General features: G+C 33.4%; 12 protein-coding genes. 2 read left to right on the top strand and 10 right to left on the bottom strand.

Going from position 1 to position 19,050, the window contains the following annotated elements; genetic code table 11:
- Positions 1-34: 34 nt before the first annotated feature.
- From CLU81_RS16225 to CLU81_RS16190, 8 genes are all read right to left on the bottom strand, one after another.
- Entirely contained in the window at positions 35-2,176 is a 2,142-nt protein-coding gene (locus CLU81_RS16225; protein ID WP_099710759.1) for an energy transducer TonB, read from the bottom strand.
- Positions 2,177-2,920 carry a deoxyribose-phosphate aldolase gene (deoC, locus tag CLU81_RS16220; protein WP_099710758.1) on the bottom strand — a complete coding sequence of 248 codons (744 nt, stop codon included), beginning with the start codon at positions 2,918-2,920 and terminating at the stop codon, positions 2,177-2,179.
- Positions 2,921-3,034: 114 nt separating this feature from the next.
- Entirely contained in the window at positions 3,035-3,418 is a 384-nt protein-coding gene (locus CLU81_RS16215; protein ID WP_099710757.1) for a VanZ family protein, read from the bottom strand.
- Positions 3,411-3,791, bottom strand: a complete 381-nt coding sequence (gene gcvH, locus CLU81_RS16210) for a glycine cleavage system protein GcvH (protein ID WP_099710756.1) — start codon at positions 3,789-3,791, stop codon at positions 3,411-3,413. Before gcvH ends, CLU81_RS16215 begins: the two co-directional genes overlap by 8 nt.
- An 85-nt stretch (positions 3,792-3,876) precedes the next feature.
- Complete coding sequence (sprA, locus tag CLU81_RS16205) at positions 3,877-11,124, bottom strand: cell surface protein SprA (RefSeq protein ID WP_099710755.1); 7,248 nt, start codon at positions 11,122-11,124, stop codon at positions 3,877-3,879.
- Positions 11,125-11,148: 24 nt separating this feature from the next.
- A complete protein-coding gene (gene ruvA, locus CLU81_RS16200; RefSeq protein WP_099710754.1) occupies positions 11,149-11,730 on the bottom strand; it encodes a Holliday junction branch migration protein RuvA in 582 nt (193 codons plus the stop codon).
- 78 nt (positions 11,731-11,808) lie between these two features.
- Positions 11,809-14,100 carry an NADP-dependent malic enzyme gene (locus CLU81_RS16195; protein ID WP_099710753.1) on the bottom strand — a complete coding sequence of 764 codons (2,292 nt, stop codon included), beginning with the start codon at positions 14,098-14,100 and terminating at the stop codon, positions 11,809-11,811.
- Between the two features lie 159 nt (positions 14,101-14,259).
- The gene (locus CLU81_RS16190; RefSeq protein WP_099710752.1) at positions 14,260-14,685 is read right to left on the bottom strand and encodes a CBS domain-containing protein; all 426 of its coding nucleotides are present in this window, start codon (positions 14,683-14,685) and stop codon (positions 14,260-14,262) included.
- 746 nt (positions 14,686-15,431) lie between these two features.
- Between CLU81_RS16190 and CLU81_RS27240 the strand changes: the two genes are divergently transcribed.
- Both CLU81_RS27240 and CLU81_RS16185 read left to right on the top strand, forming a co-directional pair.
- The gene (locus tag CLU81_RS27240; RefSeq protein ID WP_255410516.1) at positions 15,432-15,560 is read left to right on the top strand and encodes a hypothetical protein; all 129 of its coding nucleotides are present in this window, start codon (positions 15,432-15,434) and stop codon (positions 15,558-15,560) included.
- Complete coding sequence (locus CLU81_RS16185) at positions 15,533-15,871, top strand: hypothetical protein (protein WP_099710751.1); 339 nt, start codon at positions 15,533-15,535, stop codon at positions 15,869-15,871. Before CLU81_RS27240 ends, CLU81_RS16185 begins: the two co-directional genes overlap by 28 nt.
- A 244-nt stretch (positions 15,872-16,115) precedes the next feature.
- Here the strand turns inward: CLU81_RS16185 and CLU81_RS16180 are convergent, their stop codons facing one another.
- Positions 16,116-18,119, bottom strand: coding sequence for an OmpA family protein (locus tag CLU81_RS16180; protein ID WP_099710750.1), 2,004 nt, complete (start codon positions 18,117-18,119; stop codon positions 16,116-16,118).
- A 12-nt stretch (positions 18,120-18,131) separates the two neighbouring features.
- Positions 18,132-19,043, bottom strand: a complete 912-nt coding sequence (locus tag CLU81_RS16175) for a type IX secretion system membrane protein PorP/SprF (protein WP_099710749.1) — start codon at positions 19,041-19,043, stop codon at positions 18,132-18,134.
- Positions 19,044-19,050 lie beyond the last annotated feature (7 nt).

Below are 19,050 nucleotides of genomic sequence, written 5' to 3'. Positions count from 1 at the left end.
AACACAATTATTTCGAAAAATCTTATTAAAAATACTAGTAATCAAAATACCAATTAAAGACATCTGTACGTAATCCGATGCTAAACCAAGTCGTGTTTTGCTTAAAAGTCGTCGCGGTTTCTTGCGTTGGATCAAAATTTCTATAAATCAAACTTCCAAACAATTTAAGGTTTGTCATTGGATTAATCACATATCCTCCTTGAAAATCTGCAATAAAAACACTTGTTTTATTTCCCTGACCTACTTTTACTCCTGTATCATATGGACGATTTACATCATAACTTTTATAAATATTACCTCCGTAATTAAAGCTATTTCCTGCGGTATCAAAATCCAACCCTCGTGTTCCAACTGTTATTTTTCCATCAGCATAATAACGCCCTTTATGATAGCGTCCAATCACAACAAGTTCTTCAAAATTACCTCCCCATTGATGCCCAATACTTTGATTATTGTGACCATAATTGGTAATAACTGCACTATGAGAATACACATAAGGACGAACATGATTGTACTCTAATTGCAGCAACAAATCTTTTACCTTAAACGCGTTGAAGTATTTTGCACCTAATTGATAACCAAATTTATTCTTCCAGCTTTGCTCTCCTTTTCCCATATCACTAACTGAAAATTCATCCAACAAGAATTGCCCATACAAATTAACATTATTGTTCCACTTGTATTTACCTGTGAATCCTAAAAGCGCATTACCACTTTTAGAAGACGACGCAAATTCTACGGAACGATAAAAAATAATTGGATTTACAAAGTTCACATCAAAACCTCTATTATTAGTATCAGTCCAAACTACAGATTCAAAAAAACCTAAGTTCAATTTATTAGAAACATTCCAGCTTAAATAATGATTCGCCATGAATTTTGTTGCATATGTTTTTTCTAATGTAACATCTGGTCGAACATCCTTAAGCCACATATACGTGTTTGTATATTTTATCTTCCAGAAAGTCGTGTTGATTTTAAAATATGGATATGGACTTGCTCCATCGCTTTCAAGAAGAGAACGATATCCATCACCAATAAAATTACGTCCGTAACCCAACTGAAAATCAAAAATTTTACTTGGAGTATACGTAATATTGGCTTCTGCCAAAGGAAAATCGTAAGCATCCGTTTTAAATCGTTTTGCAATTCCTACTCCGGGAATAATTGCCGGATTTCCTCCAGAAGGTTTTAAAGTTTCGGCATAATCATTATAATAACCCGCAAATCTTCCCTGACTTTCAAAAACCGTGGTTGTAAAGTTAATCTGTTTACCCAAACCTCCTCTAAAGTTTAGCGCTCTGGTATTTACATAAGTATAAGAAGCATCAAGATCTGAAGCTTTTCCCATTTGCAAATCAACTATAGGATTTAGCGATAACCAATAGTCTTCGCCTTGAATCTGAACTAAATTTTCATTCCACCATTTTCGTCCTAACCAAGTAGAAACATTCTTTTGAAGTGATTCATTTACGGCTTTTAAATTATAATATTTAGAAACTTCGGCATAAGTATAGGGCTTAGAAGCGGTATGATTGTTAGTTCCTACCTGATTCATAGCGCCATCAAATTGTGCATAATAACTATGAGAAAACGGAATATTCAAATGACTTTCGAATTCAGGATTATTGTATTTTTTATATACAATACTATCCAATTCTGTCATTGGTTTTTCAACCGGTTTTAGAATTTGGGCTGCAGCCAAAGCTTCCTCAGCGATTTGAGCTGAACTTTTTAATGGTATATCAATAGAAATTGTATATTTTGAATACGTTGGTTTTCCATTATATGTTGAAGGTTTTATTTTCGGAAATTTACCAAAAACACGTTTTGCTTCTTCAGATAATTCGTCATTGGCGGCATTTACATAAATCACTTTAAACTCACCATTAACATCAACTTCAAAAAGCACTTTTACTTCTCCTTTATAATTATTTTGTTTTGATTTTTCAGGAACTTGAAAATTCTGAAACACAAAATCCTGAACTTCTTTGTAAAAACAATTCTCTAATTTCTTCGCTTCTAAATTTTCACAATTTGGAAAAACAGGAAATTGCTCTGCAGTAAAGCCTGGTTTTATAGAAGCATTATTATTTTCCTGAGAAAAAGCAAATAAGACAGATAATGTAAAAATAAAAGATAAAGAAATCTTATTCACGTAAATTTTGGTTTTCATTTAATATTGATTTGTGGTATTTTCTCCGTTTGCAATTGGTTTTGCAGCCGAAGTTCCGATACGTTTAACACCTAAACGAATCATTTCTATTGCTTCATCATACGACCTAACTCCTCCGGCAGCTTTAACCTGCAAAGGGGACGCATTTTCTAACATCATAATAATAGTTGGAACGGTCGCTCCATTTGGAACATTGTCTTCTGTTTTAAAAAAGCCCGTTGATGATTTTACAAAAACAGAAGTATAATTCTCTTCTTTAAAGTTTGACATCACAACATTTTTTATCAATGCCGAGAGCTGAATAATTTCTTTATCTGTTAAGGCAGCAACTTCAATAATCCATTTTACTGTTTTATTATTTGCTAAACCTATCTGAGTTCCAAATAAAATTTCTTCTTTTAATAAAGTAATTTCACCTCTTTTGAAGGCTTCATAATTACAAACAAAATCTAAATCGTCTGCTCCATTTTCAATTGCTTCATTTGCTTCTTTGATTTTAGTTTCGATACTTGATTTACCTTCAGGAAAATCAATAACGGTACCAACAAGTAAAGTCGAATTGGCTTTCAAAATCATTTCTTTGGCTAAAGCCACATATTCCGGGCGAATCATAATTAACTTAAATCCTTCCAGAATTGCTTCACTAATTGCATTCTTTACTACGCGCTCATTTTCGGCTTCTGTAAGTCCGGCTTGAGAGGCAGTTTTTAAATAAGTCGAATCCAAATATTGCTTGACATTCATGATTTTGAAATTATATTGAATCGGGACAAAAATACATTTTAAATTCAAAAAAAACTCCTTGTAATGCCTGATTTTTAGACAATAAAAAACCCACCGAAGTGGGTAGTTATATTCTTATATTTTATCTAATCGCTTCTTGAAGGCTATTGCGGTAAAAACCGCTATAGTTGCACCAAGTGCATTTGCTAAAACATCTGTTACATCTGATGCTCGTGTAATTGTCAGGACACTTTGTAAAATCTCGATCGTAATTCCAAAAAAAACAGAAAATATAAACGAAATCAAATATGCTTTATAATCATCCGCTTCTCTTCCTTTAAGCTCTTTCTTAAAGAATACAATCCAGGAAATTGTAAATCCAAAATGAAAACAAAAATGCACAATTTTATCAATGCTCGGAAAATTTACTATGGGAATCTTACTCGAATCAATAAGACAGAAATAAGCAATAATTCCCGAACAAATAATTGCCCAGATTAACAGTAACTGTTTAGGCACCGATCAATTGTGTATAAGCTTCAGCAGATAATAAACCTTCTATTTCTGATGCATCAGCAATTTTTATTTTAATCATCCATCCATCTCCATAAGGATCAGAATTTACTGTTTCAGGAGCACTTTCCAAGCTTTCATTAAAAGCAATAATTTCTCCTGTTAAAGGCAAAAACAAATCAGAAACTGTTTTAACAGCTTCAACTGTTCCAAAAACCTCATCTTTATCAAGTGTCTGATCTAAAGTTTCTACTTCAACATACACGATATCTCCTAACTCTTTTTGTGCAAAATGAGTAATTCCTACAGTTGCAACATCGCCTTCGATGCTAACCCATTCGTGATCTTTTGTGTACTTTAAATTTGCTGGTATGCTCATAATTGTGTTGTTTGAAAATTGATAATTTAGTAATTCAGCCACAAATGTAATAATCTTCTAAGAAATCTAGTTTAGAAACTAAAAATTAATTTCCGAAATTATATCTAAGTGTAAATCCTGATCTAATATTCGTCAATGGAAATGATGTTGAAATTACTGCTTTTGAGAACGAGTGATCGTAATAAAATATTGCAGTTAGGTTTTTACTAAACGCATAATCTGCTGTCATTTTTAACGACCAGATGTTCTGTCCTGCTGCCAATTGATTATTGTCATAATCTAAATAACGAACCAACGTTTGATTATTTCTAAAAGAAAAATCGGCTTTTATATTGATGTCACTTTTAATAATTCCTGTTGGACTGTCTGCTAATCTTGAGGAGAAAATGACATCTTTAAAACGATATCCCATTCCTACAACATACTCCATTCCTTTAACTTCTGTCAATAAATTATTATCAAAACTCATCGATAATGCTCTGTCTTTCTTAATCTCGGTAAGAATACGCAATGAACTCTTCAGCTCAAAATCAACACGGATAAGCGGACTAAACTGCTCTACCAAATTGACATTTGACATGATCGTTTTATTGAAGAAATTGGTATTAATATCCTGTCCATTCGGCTTTTCAGCATAGTCAAAATTAGACCTGAACTGGTTTATTGTATACGATGCTCTGTAATTATTTTGTAATGAGAATCGCTTGAATTTATCTTTGAAAAACTTATAACGCATTAAACCATTGTATTTAATACTCCAGTTTGGAATTGGGAAATCTCTAAAAATTCCAGTTGAAACATTCGATGCATCACTTCCGGTATAAGCCGCAAGGAAAGACGGTAATAATACTGCCTGATTGCTTTTGCCATAACCAATTGGATATCCTTGATTTGCCGCATAAATTTCTCTTTGTTTTTTAAACGGATCTTCCTGCGTTGGATCTACCGGTGGTGGTGGAACATCAGCTACATCATATCTTGGTATTGGAGCTGAGCCATAATGTTCTTCTGCAAGACGATTTGCAATTATCAAACGATTGTTTCTAAAATCATCAAATGCCGCAGATTGTGTTTCATCACTTTTAGAGAAAGCCGTCTTTATCAATACAGTCGAAATCGAAAACATCCCATAAGTATATGGAGATAATGGCAAATATTCTCTACTAACTGGATCAACACTATATTGTTCTGATGTATTTTGAGAATAAGCGCGATCCATTGCCAAGTCGATTTTTAAATCCGGCAGTAAATCAATATTTGCTGTTATTTTTAAAAGCTTATTTGTTACCTGTGTAAAGTTTTGATTAAAATCCTGATAATCTGTCAACCATCCATTTTTAGCAGCTTCATATCGCACATCATCCTGACTTCCAAAAACAAACCCTAATGTTGGTCTTGAAGTCCCAAAGAATCCTACACTTGGTGTATATCCCGGCAAAACAGTTCCGCTATTTTTAGTATAATTTACCTGAATGTTTTTCACACTAGTTAATATTCCTATCAAACCATCATAAAAAGGGCTATTACTTACTACCGGTTTTGCGGTATTAACAATTTTTTCCCCAGGTTTTGGTGGCGCAGCAGCCTTAGGTTTTGCTCCAGCCTTCGACGATTTTGCTCCAGGCGTTAATCCTAAGTATTTATACAGCATATTCATATTAAATGTTGTAGTCAATGTATTAGAATTTGCATTCTGGATTGTATTCCCCAAATTGTAATTTGTTGTTGATCCATCCTCATTTTCTATCGGAAGATCAGCAAACGCTGAAGAAGAACGCTGCCAGTTATAATCAGCCGTATATGAATAACTTGCCTTTACAAAACTAAAAACAGGGATTTTATTAATAGGAATTTCGTAATTCAATACTAATTGCTGTATGTGTTGATTTGGCGTTCCAATATCCAGATAATCATCCCAAATATTAAAATCCTGCTTAGGGGTATTATCGTCATTCAAGAAATTTTTAACAATATTATTTGATGCAGCAGTATAATTTATTTTCAATGATTTTGTTAGATTATAACCAAAACCATATTGATAATTAAATGCAAAATTCCTTCTGAAAAGTGGTGAAACCGGAATCCCTTGTGTTTCAACATCTCTAAACTGTTGACGATTGCTTTGTCTTAAAATATTGGTATTAAACGTAATATTAGATGGTAAATAATTAAAATTAAAGTCACTTAAGATCTTCCAATATTCACTTGTTTTCATGAATTTGGTTGTCTTAAAAGGAACTACTTCTTTTGGCTGAAAAGTATAAGCATAATTTACCGCGGTATTCGATTGTTGATCCTGATAAGTTTCTACTTCATAATCATGGCGATTAACCTCATTATACGATTGTGAAAATGTTAAATTCTCAACATCATAAATATGCGGTTTTTGTTCAGGCGCTCTGTCCTTTTTTACTCCAATAAAATTAATACTTCTTCGTTTTGTATAATCAACAGCACGAGTTCTGATATTGTCTTTTTCAGCCTGATCAGTAGTTTCTCTAATCAACTGATCTAGTTTTATATCCTGATTAAAAGGATCATACTCAGGAGTAATTACCTCTTCCCCAATCGCATAATTAAATGGAAGATTGATTCCCCATTTATGTGGCAATAGCTGACCCAGATTTAAATTGGTAACAATATTATATTGCTGAATATCTTCACGACTTCTTTCGTTTGCTCCCTGTTCAAGAGATCCAAAACCAATTGTACTCTTTTTACCCGTTGCCGAAACTGTGGCGAAATCAGCCATATTGGTATCAATATTTAATATTGCTGCCATACCACCTTTATTCTCTAAATCGGCAAGACGAAGCTCATTAAACCAAACTTCTCCCTTGATATCTTTATGATCTACTCTACTTTTTACTCCGACCATTAAGTTTCGAACTAAACCAAAGTTAGGATTTCCTTTTATACCTAATGTCAATCTACTATCTCCATCGCCGCCTTTAGCATCCGGATCATTATCCGGGTAATAAATACCATTAATATCTCGCTTAGGAGAAGCAGGATCAAGGCTCATAGCTTTAATCTTCATACTTGTCAGCAACTCCAATGCCAGATCGATATTATTGTCTTCCATCCAAACCTGATCAGGACTTATTGAACATGACCCTCCTGTTCTGGTTACTTTTAATGGAATCTCAACCTGATAGAAGTTTTGTGTAAAGTCATTTCCAAAGCGAATAAACCCTACCATTTCATCATCTTGTAACGTAGCTTCACTTGGCAAAGATTCAGCATGCAAGAACATTTTAAGTTTTTTGTATTGACGCATATCTACGCTTACATTTTTAAAAACTGCTCTCGAATCCAGTGGTTGTAAACCTGATCCACCAACTCTTAATGCTAACGCTTGCTCGTTTTGGTTGATAATTGTATTGTTATTATACAATTGCTCTCTTTGAACTCCTGGTGGAATGACATAATTCACAGGACATTTTGTACTGTTTTCCTGAATATTTACTGCCGAAACATCAAATTCAGTTCCGTCATTAGTCGGATCCGTATCATTTGCGTCTAAAGTTCCAGTGTATCTTCTCCATTCTCCACGAACTAAATCTAAAGCTCCAAAACGCATTGTCATCTGATCATTAAAGCCAGTCATAAACATACGCATAAAACGAATAGATCTAAAATCAGTAATATTACCAATGGTCTTTTGAGGCTGAGAAACAGGAATCTTAAATTGAATCCATCTTGCATTTGTTGTTCCACCGTTTGGCAATTCAATATTGGATACATCACGAATATCTGTAATATAGTTCTGTCCAACTTGCATTCCCGGTTTAATATCAATACTATATTCGTAATAAGCATTTATAGTACTCATCGTATTATCACGATTAATATCTTCAACATCCGGTAATGTTGTTGATCCACGATTAGGATCATCTATACTTACCGCGGAGTTATTTTCTACTCCATTATACTTTTTATAACGATCAAGAACTCCACCCGTTGTATTTAAATAATAGGTATAATTATCCGCAGCAGGATCTTCATCTCCTGCATAATTTGTATATACTGAACCTTCTCTGGAATCCGGCAAACCATCTAAACCAACATCCTGATTTCTACGATTATCCGGATTTGTATCAAAAGCATAAATCAAAGATTGTGATGCTGGAACATCTCCCCAAATTGGCTGTGGATTTACCATTATCTGACCTGGTCCTAATCCGTTTTCATATTGTTTTCTTCCATCTTTTAAAACATCTTCAGAAACTTCACCTAAATTGAAATATATTTTTCCGGTATTATTTGTTTGCGCTTCTCCGTTTCCAACATAAGGATCGAGAACCCAAAACTGAATATATTCAACATTCCCCTGTTCAAAATTTGTAGAATTCAGAGCACGCATAATTCCACCAAAATTCGAAGATGCCGGATCTGTATTAAAATTTGGATTGTTATTATACGGACCTCTGTCTGATGGATAATAACTTAAATCAAGTGTATTAATAACCTGAATTTGTCCCTGAGCAATATCTGTATTTGGATATAATTCACGGCTGTAAATTCTTCTTGTTGTGTTCAATGATAAATCATCGTTTGAAATACCTGATGGTTTTGAAGTATAAAATATTGGATCAATGGTATACCAAGCCAGTTTTGCCCTTTTATAACCATATCTTAAATCATCATAATTTGCATTAAAAGTAGGATCTCCTGCTGCATTAATAAATGGCGTAGAAGCCAAACTCCACGCATAAGCTGATCGCATATCTATCGTAGACTGTGAGCCTTCAAAATCATCTACATATATAGTTGCTTCTCCTTCAAAATCACTTGCTTTTGGAGCATCCGGTCTTAAGAAAGCAACCTCACCGCGAATCGAAAGATTAGAAGGAACATCTGTATCAATATTTGGCAATTTATTTACTAATCTGGTAAAGAATGGAACTTCTGTTGAATAAGTTCCGTTAAAACCAAAAATAGTATTATTTACAGATTCCTGCCCATAACTCGATTTTTGAGTAAATGGTCTCTCCGTCATTTTTAAAAAGGTACCGCCAACAATAAAATTATCCGAAATTTTATGTTCGACATTGACTCCCATAAATCTTCTGGTTTGCTGTCCAAAAATTGAATTGTTTTCCAGCGAAACCTCAATTGGTGTATTTGAAGCCTGAAGTGATGGATCCAGAATTTGTACTCGCCCTAATTGATAATCTACGCTGTAATCAATTCCCTCAACTAATCTTCTCCCGGCAGCCATTACCACAACTGAACCTTGCGGAACATTAAATGCTCCAATTGGAATCCCGTTGCTTCCTGATGATTTATATTTTCCTCTTAATAAGAATTTATTTTTGTCACTGTCTTGTAATGCTCCGGATTGCGTATTTCGATACATATTTCTAAACACGTATTTTTTTTGATTATCATTGTACGTACTAGGGTCATCATAAGTTTCTCCTGAACCTGAGTTTTGCAACTTTTTAAATATAAGCTCACCAAAAGGTTCTTTTGTAGTAAAAATAATTCGGCCATTCTGAACATCTACCGTTATTCCCGGAAGGTAATCAAAGAAACCATCTCCCCCGGTTTGCGGATCGTTATTGTAGTTTAATTTATCCAGATTAAAAACATTTAATAATGGTGTTTGATCAACCTTATTATCCGCTGTAGGATTTGCAGGAAAAGAAGTTCCTGTAACAGGAGTAATATAATTGATAGGCGAAGGATCTGTATAAAGAATGTTTAATCTAAAATCATCTTGCTTAATTTGATACGCCTGAGGAATTTGATAAACGTTTTTCATCATCAAATTCCAAACTGGATTCTGTACGTTTGTCAAACTGCTTTTCAGCATTTTCAAGATTAAACTTTGCGTAATAATAGCCTGATTTGAAGGAGTGTTTCCTGTAACAATTGTCCCGTCAACTCCATCACTACCAAATTCTCCAACCTGATAAACTTTACCACCAATGGTATACTCGTAGGCTACAGCCAGAATCTCATCATTTGCCAAACGCTGTTGTAAAGAGATATATCCTAATTGCGCATTAAAAGTAAATTCGTTTGCATTTAATTTTCTTGCATTTTCTAATATCGAATAATCTGTACCCTCACTTACGTTTGCACTATTAAATCCTGATTTTGCCGTTACAATTTCTCTAATATTTGAATTTAAAAACGAACCTGCCTGTCCAATAGCCGCAGGATCATATTTATTATTATCATTCTCTGCAGGAGAATCAATAGGATTATTAAAGAAACCTGTTGTTGGGGATACAACTACAACCTGATTATCAGGAATACCCTTTGCTTGCGCTTCTCCTAAATCCTGAAGTGCAATAACGTTACGCAAGTTATTACTTGTAGTACTTACACGGTTTTGCTTATTGGTTACCCAAACTTCAATTCTCGTTACCTGCACACGACTATCAATAAACGGATATCCTTTTAAAGAAGCGTCATATTTGTTTCTAAAATATTGTGACAAGAAGAAGTGTCTGTCGTTATCGTAGTCTAAAGCATATAAATCAAAATTTTGAACTGTACCTCCACCTTCTGCAACTATACTCTTTGTTTGTGACTTCTGTTCTGAGAAAACTCCGGTGATTGTTGTCTTACCAAATTGCAATTGAGTTTTAACCCCAAATAAACTTTGAGCTCCACGTATAAGCGTACTGTTCAAAGGCATACTAACATTACCAACCTCAACTTTTTGAATAATATCATCTTCTGAAGGGGAATAAGCCAGTTTAAATAAGTTTTGAAATGCAAATGTAGACTGAGTATCATAATTAGCATTTACATCTAATCTGGTTCCTACTTTACCCATTAAACTCATGCTGATTCTCTGATCAAAATCAAAGGTTAAGCTTGATCTGTTTCTAGGTGAAAATGAAGGATTATCTTGTTTGGTATATCGAATACCCAAATCCATTTCGACTGATCCTGTTGGTTTTACATCAATTGTATTACTTCCAAAAACGCTTTCAAAAAGACTTGAGTTAATGTAATATCTTGGTAATAAATTCTTTTTATCAGCTTCACTACCTACTTTTTTACCATCGATAGCATCTGATTTCTTTTTGAAATAATCTCTTCTGGATTCTTTCAAAACTAAATCTTCGTATTCTTTTGGTGTTAAAACAATAGGGTAATTGATAGAGAAACCATCAACTGAACTTGTGTAAATATAACGGTCTGTAATAGGATCATATCTATAAGCAGAAAGTATACTTGGTGGATCGTCGATCTCAACTTTTCCTACGGAGAATTGAGTCTTGGTTGTATCTTTGACCGCCGGATTTACTTGCGCACGCAAAACATTACCGCAAAATAAAACCAGCAAAAAAATACAAATTTTACGCATACAATTCTTTTATTTAAAATGAGTTTATAAGCTTTTTAAAGCTTTTTTGATGATTGATTCAACAGTAGCTTCGGGATCTTCTTTGACGATCTTTTCGACTACTTTTTCAGAAGTTTTTCGAACAAAACCTAAAACTTCCAAAGCAGATAACGCTTCATCTCTATTTGTATTGTTTTGTACTACAGAAACTTCATCTAAATCGTACAACTTTAACACTTTTTCTTTTAAATCAAGAATAACTCTTTGTGCTGTTTTGTTCCCAATGCCCTTAATTGACTGTATAATACCAACATCGCCAGAGGCAATAGCATTTATTATTTGTCTGGGTTCAATTGAAGACAACATTGTTCTGGCAATATTTGCTCCAATTCCGGAAACAGATAACAACATTCTAAAAATTTCTCGTTCTGATTTTTCTGCAAAACCAAATAAAGTATGCGCATCTTCCTTAATTTGAAGATGCGTATACAATTTTATATTCTCTGCATTAGGAATTAATGAGAAGGTGTGTAAGGAGATATGTACTTGATATCCAACACCTCCACAATCAATCACTACATCTGTAGGATTTTTCTCGACTAATTTACCTTGCAAATGTGCTATCATAGTATAATTTATAAGGGTCAAATATAATAAAAATGCAATAAAAATACGACATTATTACATCGACCCTTATAATTTCTACTATTTAGCTAATTTATTTTTTTTATTCTCTTTTTCCTGAGCATCAATAACTGCAATTGCAGCCATATTAACCATTTCTTCAACGCTTGCTCCTAATTGAAAAATGTGAACCGGTTTACCCATTCCCATCATAATTGGACCAATTGAATTTACTTTATATAATTCTTTTAATAATTTATAAGTAATATTAGCCGACTCTAAGTTAGGGAAAATCAATGTATTTACCTTCTTTCCAGCTAATTTTGAGAAAGGAAATTTCTCTGCAAGCATTTCCTGATTCAAAGCAAAATCTGCCTGAATCTCTCCATCAACGATCATATCAGGATGATTTTTATGCAAATAAGCTACTGCTTCTCTTACTTTTGAAGCACTTTGGCTTGTTGAAGATCCAAAATTTGAATATGAAACCATTGCAATAACTGGCTCAACACCAAACATTTTTGCAGTTTTTGCCGTCATAATTGCAATATTAATCAAATCTTCGGCAGAAGGATTGATGTTAATTGCAGTATCAGACAAGAACATTGGTCCGCGAGAAGTCAACATCATGTTTGCAGTTGCAACAAGTGATGCTCCATGTGCTTTTTCGATCAATTGCAACATTGGTTTTACAACTGTTGGGTAACTTCTTGTATGACCGGTAACTAATGCATCTGCTTCGCCTTCATTAACCATCATTGCAGCAAAATAGTTTCTTTCGCGCATATATTTCTGAGCATCAAGTAGCGAAACGCCTCTTCTTTCTCTTGTTTCCCAGTATGATTTTGCAAATCTGTTACGTCTTACTTCTTCTTCATTTGTTTTAGGATCGATGATTTCAAGTTCTGCATCAAAACCTAATTCAGCTTTAAGCTCTAAAATCGCTTCTTTATTTCCTAATAAAATTGGAAAACCAATTCCGTCTTCATGAACAATTTGTGCTGCTTTCAATACATTTAATTGATCTGCCTCAGCAAATACAATTCTTTTAGGATCCATTTTAGCACGGTTTGTCATCAAACGAACCATTTTATTATCATTACCCATACGTTCGCGAAGCTGATCTTCGTAAGCAGCCCAATCTGTAATAGGATTTTTTGCAACACCAGATTCCATTGCTGCTCTTGCAACTGCCGGAGCAACTACAGTAATCAATCTTGGATCAAATGGTTTAGGGATAATATAATCGTTACCAAAACCCAGTTTTGTTGCGCCATATGCCACGTTTACTTGCTCTGGAACTGGTTCTTTAGCCAAAATAGCCAATGCTTTTACAGCAGCCATTTTCATAGCTTCGTTAATTTTAGTAGCTCTCACATCTAGCGCTCCTCTAAAAATATATGGAAAACCTAAAACATTATTTACCTGGTTAGGAAAGTCTGAACGTCCTGTAGCCATAATAACATCTTTACGAGTTTCTGTAGCTAAATTATAATCGATTTCCGGATTTGGATTTGCCATTGCAAAAACAATCGGATTCTCTTTCATTGTCAACAACATTTCAGCCGATAAAATACCTCCTGAAGACAATCCGATGAAAACATCTGCTCCTTTTACTGCTTCTGCTAATTCAATTTTAGCGCCATCAACAGCGTATTTCAATTGTAATTCTGATAGTGAAGGATTGTCTTTTGTTAAAAGTCCTTTACTATTAAACATTTTGATATTCTCAACCTTAACTCCCAACAAAACATATAAATCAGTACAAGCTATTGCAGCCGAACCTGCGCCAGAAACTACTACTTTTACATCTTCCGCTTTTTTTCCTGCTAATTCTAATGCGTTGATTAAAGCCGCAGAAGAAATAATTGCCGTTCCGTGCTGATCATCGTGCATTACCGGAATATCCAATTCTTCTACCAATCTTCTTTCGATTTCAAAAGATTCAGGTGCTTTAATATCTTCAAGATTTATTCCTCCAAAAGTTGGAGCAATATTCTTAACAGTCTGGATAAATTCTTCGATATCTTTTGTTCCGATTTCTATATCAAAAACATCAATATCAGAAAAGATTTTAAACAATAATCCTTTTCCTTCCATAACTGGTTTAGAAGCTTCCGGACCAATGTCTCCAAGTCCTAAAACCGCTGTACCGTTTGAGATAACGGCAACTAAATTTCCTTTTGCTGTGTATTTATAAACGTCGTCTACGTTTGCTGCAATTTCTAAACATGGCTCAGCAACACCCGGCGAATAAGCCAAAGATAAATCTCTTTGGGTTGCATATTTTTTTGTTGGAACTACCTGAATTTTTCCTGGAGTTGGTTCTGAATGGTACAGTAACGCTTCTCTTCTTTTACTCTCTTTGTTCATTATATTTAGCTTTTATTCTAGCTTACAAAGATATAAGTCTTGGTTTAAAATGGCGTCTTTTTATATTTTTCTTTTCCGAAAAAAACGTTTTCGTTACCCCAAAAAAAATAGTCCACGATAATTTGGACTATTTTATAAAGTATATTTTTATGTTTTATATTACTGAGAAATATATGAATTTAAATGATTTATAGTATCTTTTTGAATTTCTATAATCGCTTTTACAACGTCACTGATCGAAATTATTCCTACCACAATTCCATCTTCCAAAACTGGTAAATGTCTAATCCTTTTCGTACTCATCAACTCCATGCAGTCTTCGATATTATTAGAAAGGTTAACCGAAAAAACAGTGCTTTCCATAATCTCATGTACAAAGGTTTCTTTTGATGACTTGTCTTTCAAAACAATTTTTCGGGCATAATCCCTTTCAGATAATATCCCTTTCAAATCGGTTCCATCAATAACCAGAATTGCCCCTATGTTTTTTTCGCCCATTACTTTCAAAGCTTCATAAACTGTTGTTGTTGAAAGTACGGAATAAACATTTTTCCCTTTTGCGTTTAGTATTTGATTTACAGTCATATCTGAAAAATTTTAAGTTCTATAAAGTTAGAAAAAAATGAATATAAAAAACAACGAAAACGATTTTTTAAGACTTAATCAACTCATTTTAAACATAATAAGTTAAAATTTAATCTAAAGAAATTTTACTTTAAAAAAATGAATGAATTTTAAGACTTTTTTGCGAAAAACGCAGGGTTACCGACCATTTACCCCTAATGGGGTAATTTGCGAAAATTAAGCATTAACAGAAACTCCGCTAGGAGTTATGGATCGGTAGAAAAAAAATATGATGCCCGATAAAATATCCTGTAGGGATATATGAATGAATGATTTTAATCAGGAGCTAATCCCGCTATCCGTTACAATCTTTTGTGGCGAACCCCGCCACAAAAGGATTTCCACTTCTATCGGGGCTAGGGCAATTGTTTTCATAATAGTGTTTTTCGTTTAATTTGTCATTTCGACGGAGGAGAAATCACACTAGAAACTCTACAAAGAAACTCGCCAATCTTTGTCGAGCTTCTCACGGAGATTTCTCCTCCGTCGAAATGACAAGATTGTGGTTATGTTTGAGAAGGACGGATTAAAATCCATCCCTACAATATATTCCGTTAGGAATTAAATGTTGGTAGAAATAGGAAAGCACGTTTCCATAATATCCCGTAGGGATTACATAAAATTTAAAAAAGATATCAACACGACATATATGTCGTTCTATTATTCTTCTCTCTTTAATACATTTGATTTTTTAAAAATATAAGAAAATGATTAAATTAACATATTATAGTATGTTGAAAATAACAATTATAAAACACAACTTGCATGAAATGACAATAACACTTTCAGAAGAATTAAAAACATTATTATGGAAACAATTGAAACTAAAAATTTAGAACGCCTAAAAAAGTTATCTGCCCTATATTTAAACACCTTAAAACCTTCTAATGATGAATCAGAAACTTATACCGTTCAAATTAAGCTTTCAAATTATTCTGAACTTGGTTGTCTTATTACCGAAATCCTAAAATTATGTATTGTAGCGCTGGATCACGATGCACATAAAACTTCGGAAACCATTAAAACTTCACCTATTAATATAGCGCTCGTTTTAGAAATGGTTTTAGAAATGTTTCCTACCAATGAATTTGATGTTCTAGACGAAATCAACCAAATGTTTATTGCGGATTCTAATAATATCACATAATTTATTCAGATAGATTGGCTGCTCCATCGGAGCATTATATTTATAGCCAAACAAAAAATCTCTATTTTAAAACTCCAGCGGAGTGAAATTGCATCATAAATATCACCCAAAAATGGGTTCTTTCCGATACATCAATATTATCTATAAATATTCCATACCGCTGGGATTTATTCCTATTCAAAATAGAATGCAATAAAAAAGACCTTTTTCAGATTAGAAAAAGGTCTTTTTTATGTTTATCAAATTACAGACTTACAATTATAAATTCGCTTCGTCTGTTTTGCTGATGTTCTTGTTCGGTACATTTTACACCATCGGCACATTTATTTACTAATTGTGTTTCTCCGTATCCTTTTGCTGTTAATCGGCTTGCGTCGATTCCTTTTTGTATCAACCAATTCTTCGTCGATTCTGCTCTTTTGTCTGATAAAATCTGATTACTTTCAGTCGATGAACGGCTGTCTGTATGCGAACGAATATCTAATTTTATGCTTGGATATTGTTTTAGCATATCAACAATTTTCTGCAATTGAGGCTCTGATGTTTTCTTGATTGTAGCTTTTCCTAAATCAAAAAAGTTCATCGGAATTTTTAATAATTTTCCTAAATCGGTCCCAATAGTAATATTGACTTTAACTGGTTTAATAGAATTACTTGCCTTTATCACAACCGGAATTGCTACTATTGGTTTTGGTTTCTTTTCTAAAGCTATTGGCAGAGAAACTGAACCTGTTGCTTTTTTCAACGTCACAGAAACTTCTTTAAACAAATAATCTTCTTTTGATGTTTTGATAAAGTATTTCTTTCCGCATTTTACATTCGAAAAAACATAATTTCCGTTAGCATCAGATTTTGCTTCAACGGCAGATTTACCTGCTTCGTCAAACAAAATTAAAGCAACATTCGAAAGTGTTTCGTTTGTTTCCTGATCTGTAATTGTTCCTGATATAGATTGTTCGCAAATTAATCTGCGGTTTTCTGTAAATCGATAAACATCGTCCAATCCTTGACCACCACTTCTATTTGAAGAGAAAAAACCGTTTCTGTTTTTATTGTTAATTATAAAAGCAAAATCGTCTTGTTTACTATTAATTGGTTCTCCAATATTCTGAACTTCATCAAAAGAACCTTCTTTAGTTATTTTCGAAACATAAATATCAAGTCCGCCTAAACCTGGTCTTACATCACTGGCAAAATAAAGTTCATTTTCAGCCGAAATAAAAGGAAAGGTTTCTCTTCCTTCTGTATTGATATCCGAACCTAAATTTTCAGGTTTTCCAAAACTTCCATTAGCTTCTATACTTACTTTAAAAATATCCGAAGCTCCAAGCGTTCCTGGCATATCTGATGCAAAATACAATGTTTTTTCATCGACGCTCAAAGCCGGATGCGCAACGCTGTATTCGTCACTATTAAAAGGAAGTTCCTGAACTTCTTTCCATTCGTCGTCTATTAAAGTTGCTTTATAAAGTTTTAAGAATGTAATTTTCTTTTCATTCTCTCTTCTTTTTCCATCTACAGAATTATTTCTGGTGAAGTACATTGTTCTTCCGTCTTTTGTAAAAACCGGAGTCGATTGATTGAAATTGACTCTTAAATTTTCTTTATGAAATATCATTGGTTTTCCAATACTTCCGTCAGGACTTAATTCAGCAGAATATAAAGTTGAAATTGCTTTATTGGTCCATTTAAAATTCTTTTTGACTATTGAACCGGTATCTCTGGCAGATGTAAATACTAGTTTATTATCTAAAATAGTACTTCCGTAATCTGAATCTTTTGAATTAATTCCGGCATCTGCAATATCAAATCGGCCAGAATTTGCTTTAATATCTTCTAAATAATTTTTATTATTTGCGAATAGGATACCTCTTTTATCTGATGGTGCTTTTTGAATGAGTTTTTCCAAAATTTCATCTGATTGTGTATAATTTCCTTCTGATTTCAAACATTGAGCATATTTATACAAATACTCTGGTTCCTGATTTTCATTAAGGATATATAATTCCTGATAGTATTTTAAAGCTTGTTGTAATTCTCCAATAAGATAATAGGAATTCCCTAATCTTTGAAATACTTTTTCGTCTCTAACTCCTTTTTTAACTAACTTTTCGTAGGCTTTTATTGCATCCGCGTAAGCGTAATTATCGTATTTTTTATCTGCATTTGCTATACTTGCAGTTTGGGCATTTGCTGCGAAAAAAATGCTAAAGAACAAAAAGGAATATAATAGTTTTTTAATCATCATATTTTAAATCAATTAAAAGAATCTTGGTGATGTAAGTCTGCTGTAATTATGGAAAAATTCAAAACGAAGGAAAATCTCATGTGATCCTGAATTGTATCTTCTTAAGTTGGTAGTTTCATGATCGTAACCGTATCCTATATACATTCCTTTTGAAACCTGAAAACCTGCCATTGCACTTACTGAAGCGCTCCAACGATAAGCAAGTCCTACAACAAATTTATCATTAAACATAAAATTTCCTGAAACATCTACTTGCAAAGGTGCTCCTTCAACCATTTTTGTTAATAGGGCTGGCTTGAATTTTATATACTCTAAATGGTCTAAATTAAAGACGTAACCTGCCATAAAATAGTAGTTGATTTTGTCTTTGAAAATAGCAACATCGTTATCATCATATCTATTGGTTTGGATAAAATTTGGCACTGATAATCCAATATAAGCCTGATCTGAATGCCAATAAACTCCGGCTCCAATATTTGGTGTAAACTTATTATTTAAATCCTGGAATTGTGGATCACCTTGATTTTCATAAGTTAATTTAGTTACATCCAAATTGAAAAGGTTGGCTGTTGCTTTTAATCCAAATGACAATTTAAATTTTTCTGAAGTTGGAATACTATACGATAAATCTGCCGACAATGTGTTTTCGTTTGTTGGTCCGATTTTATCATTTACCAAAGAAACTCCCAATCCCAAATTACTATTATTTAAAGGTGTATTGATTGAAAATGTACTTGTTTCTGGTGCTCCGTCAAGTCCAATCCATTGTGTACGATACAAACCAAAAACACTTAATACTCCGCGCGAACCTGCATAAGCGGGGTTTATTGCAATGGTGTTGTACATATATTGTGTAAACTGCGCGTCTTGTTGTGCGTTACATACAATAGAAAAAAACACAAAAATTAAAGCTAGTTTTTTCATTTAATGA

Origin of the sequence: Flavobacterium sp. 9 (genome assembly GCF_002754195.1) — a bacterium.
In the GTDB taxonomy this organism is placed as follows: Bacteria; Bacteroidota; Bacteroidia; order Flavobacteriales; family Flavobacteriaceae; genus Flavobacterium.
The sequence above is the reverse complement of the archived record's forward strand: the minus strand, read 5'-3'. Positions and strand labels throughout refer to the sequence as shown.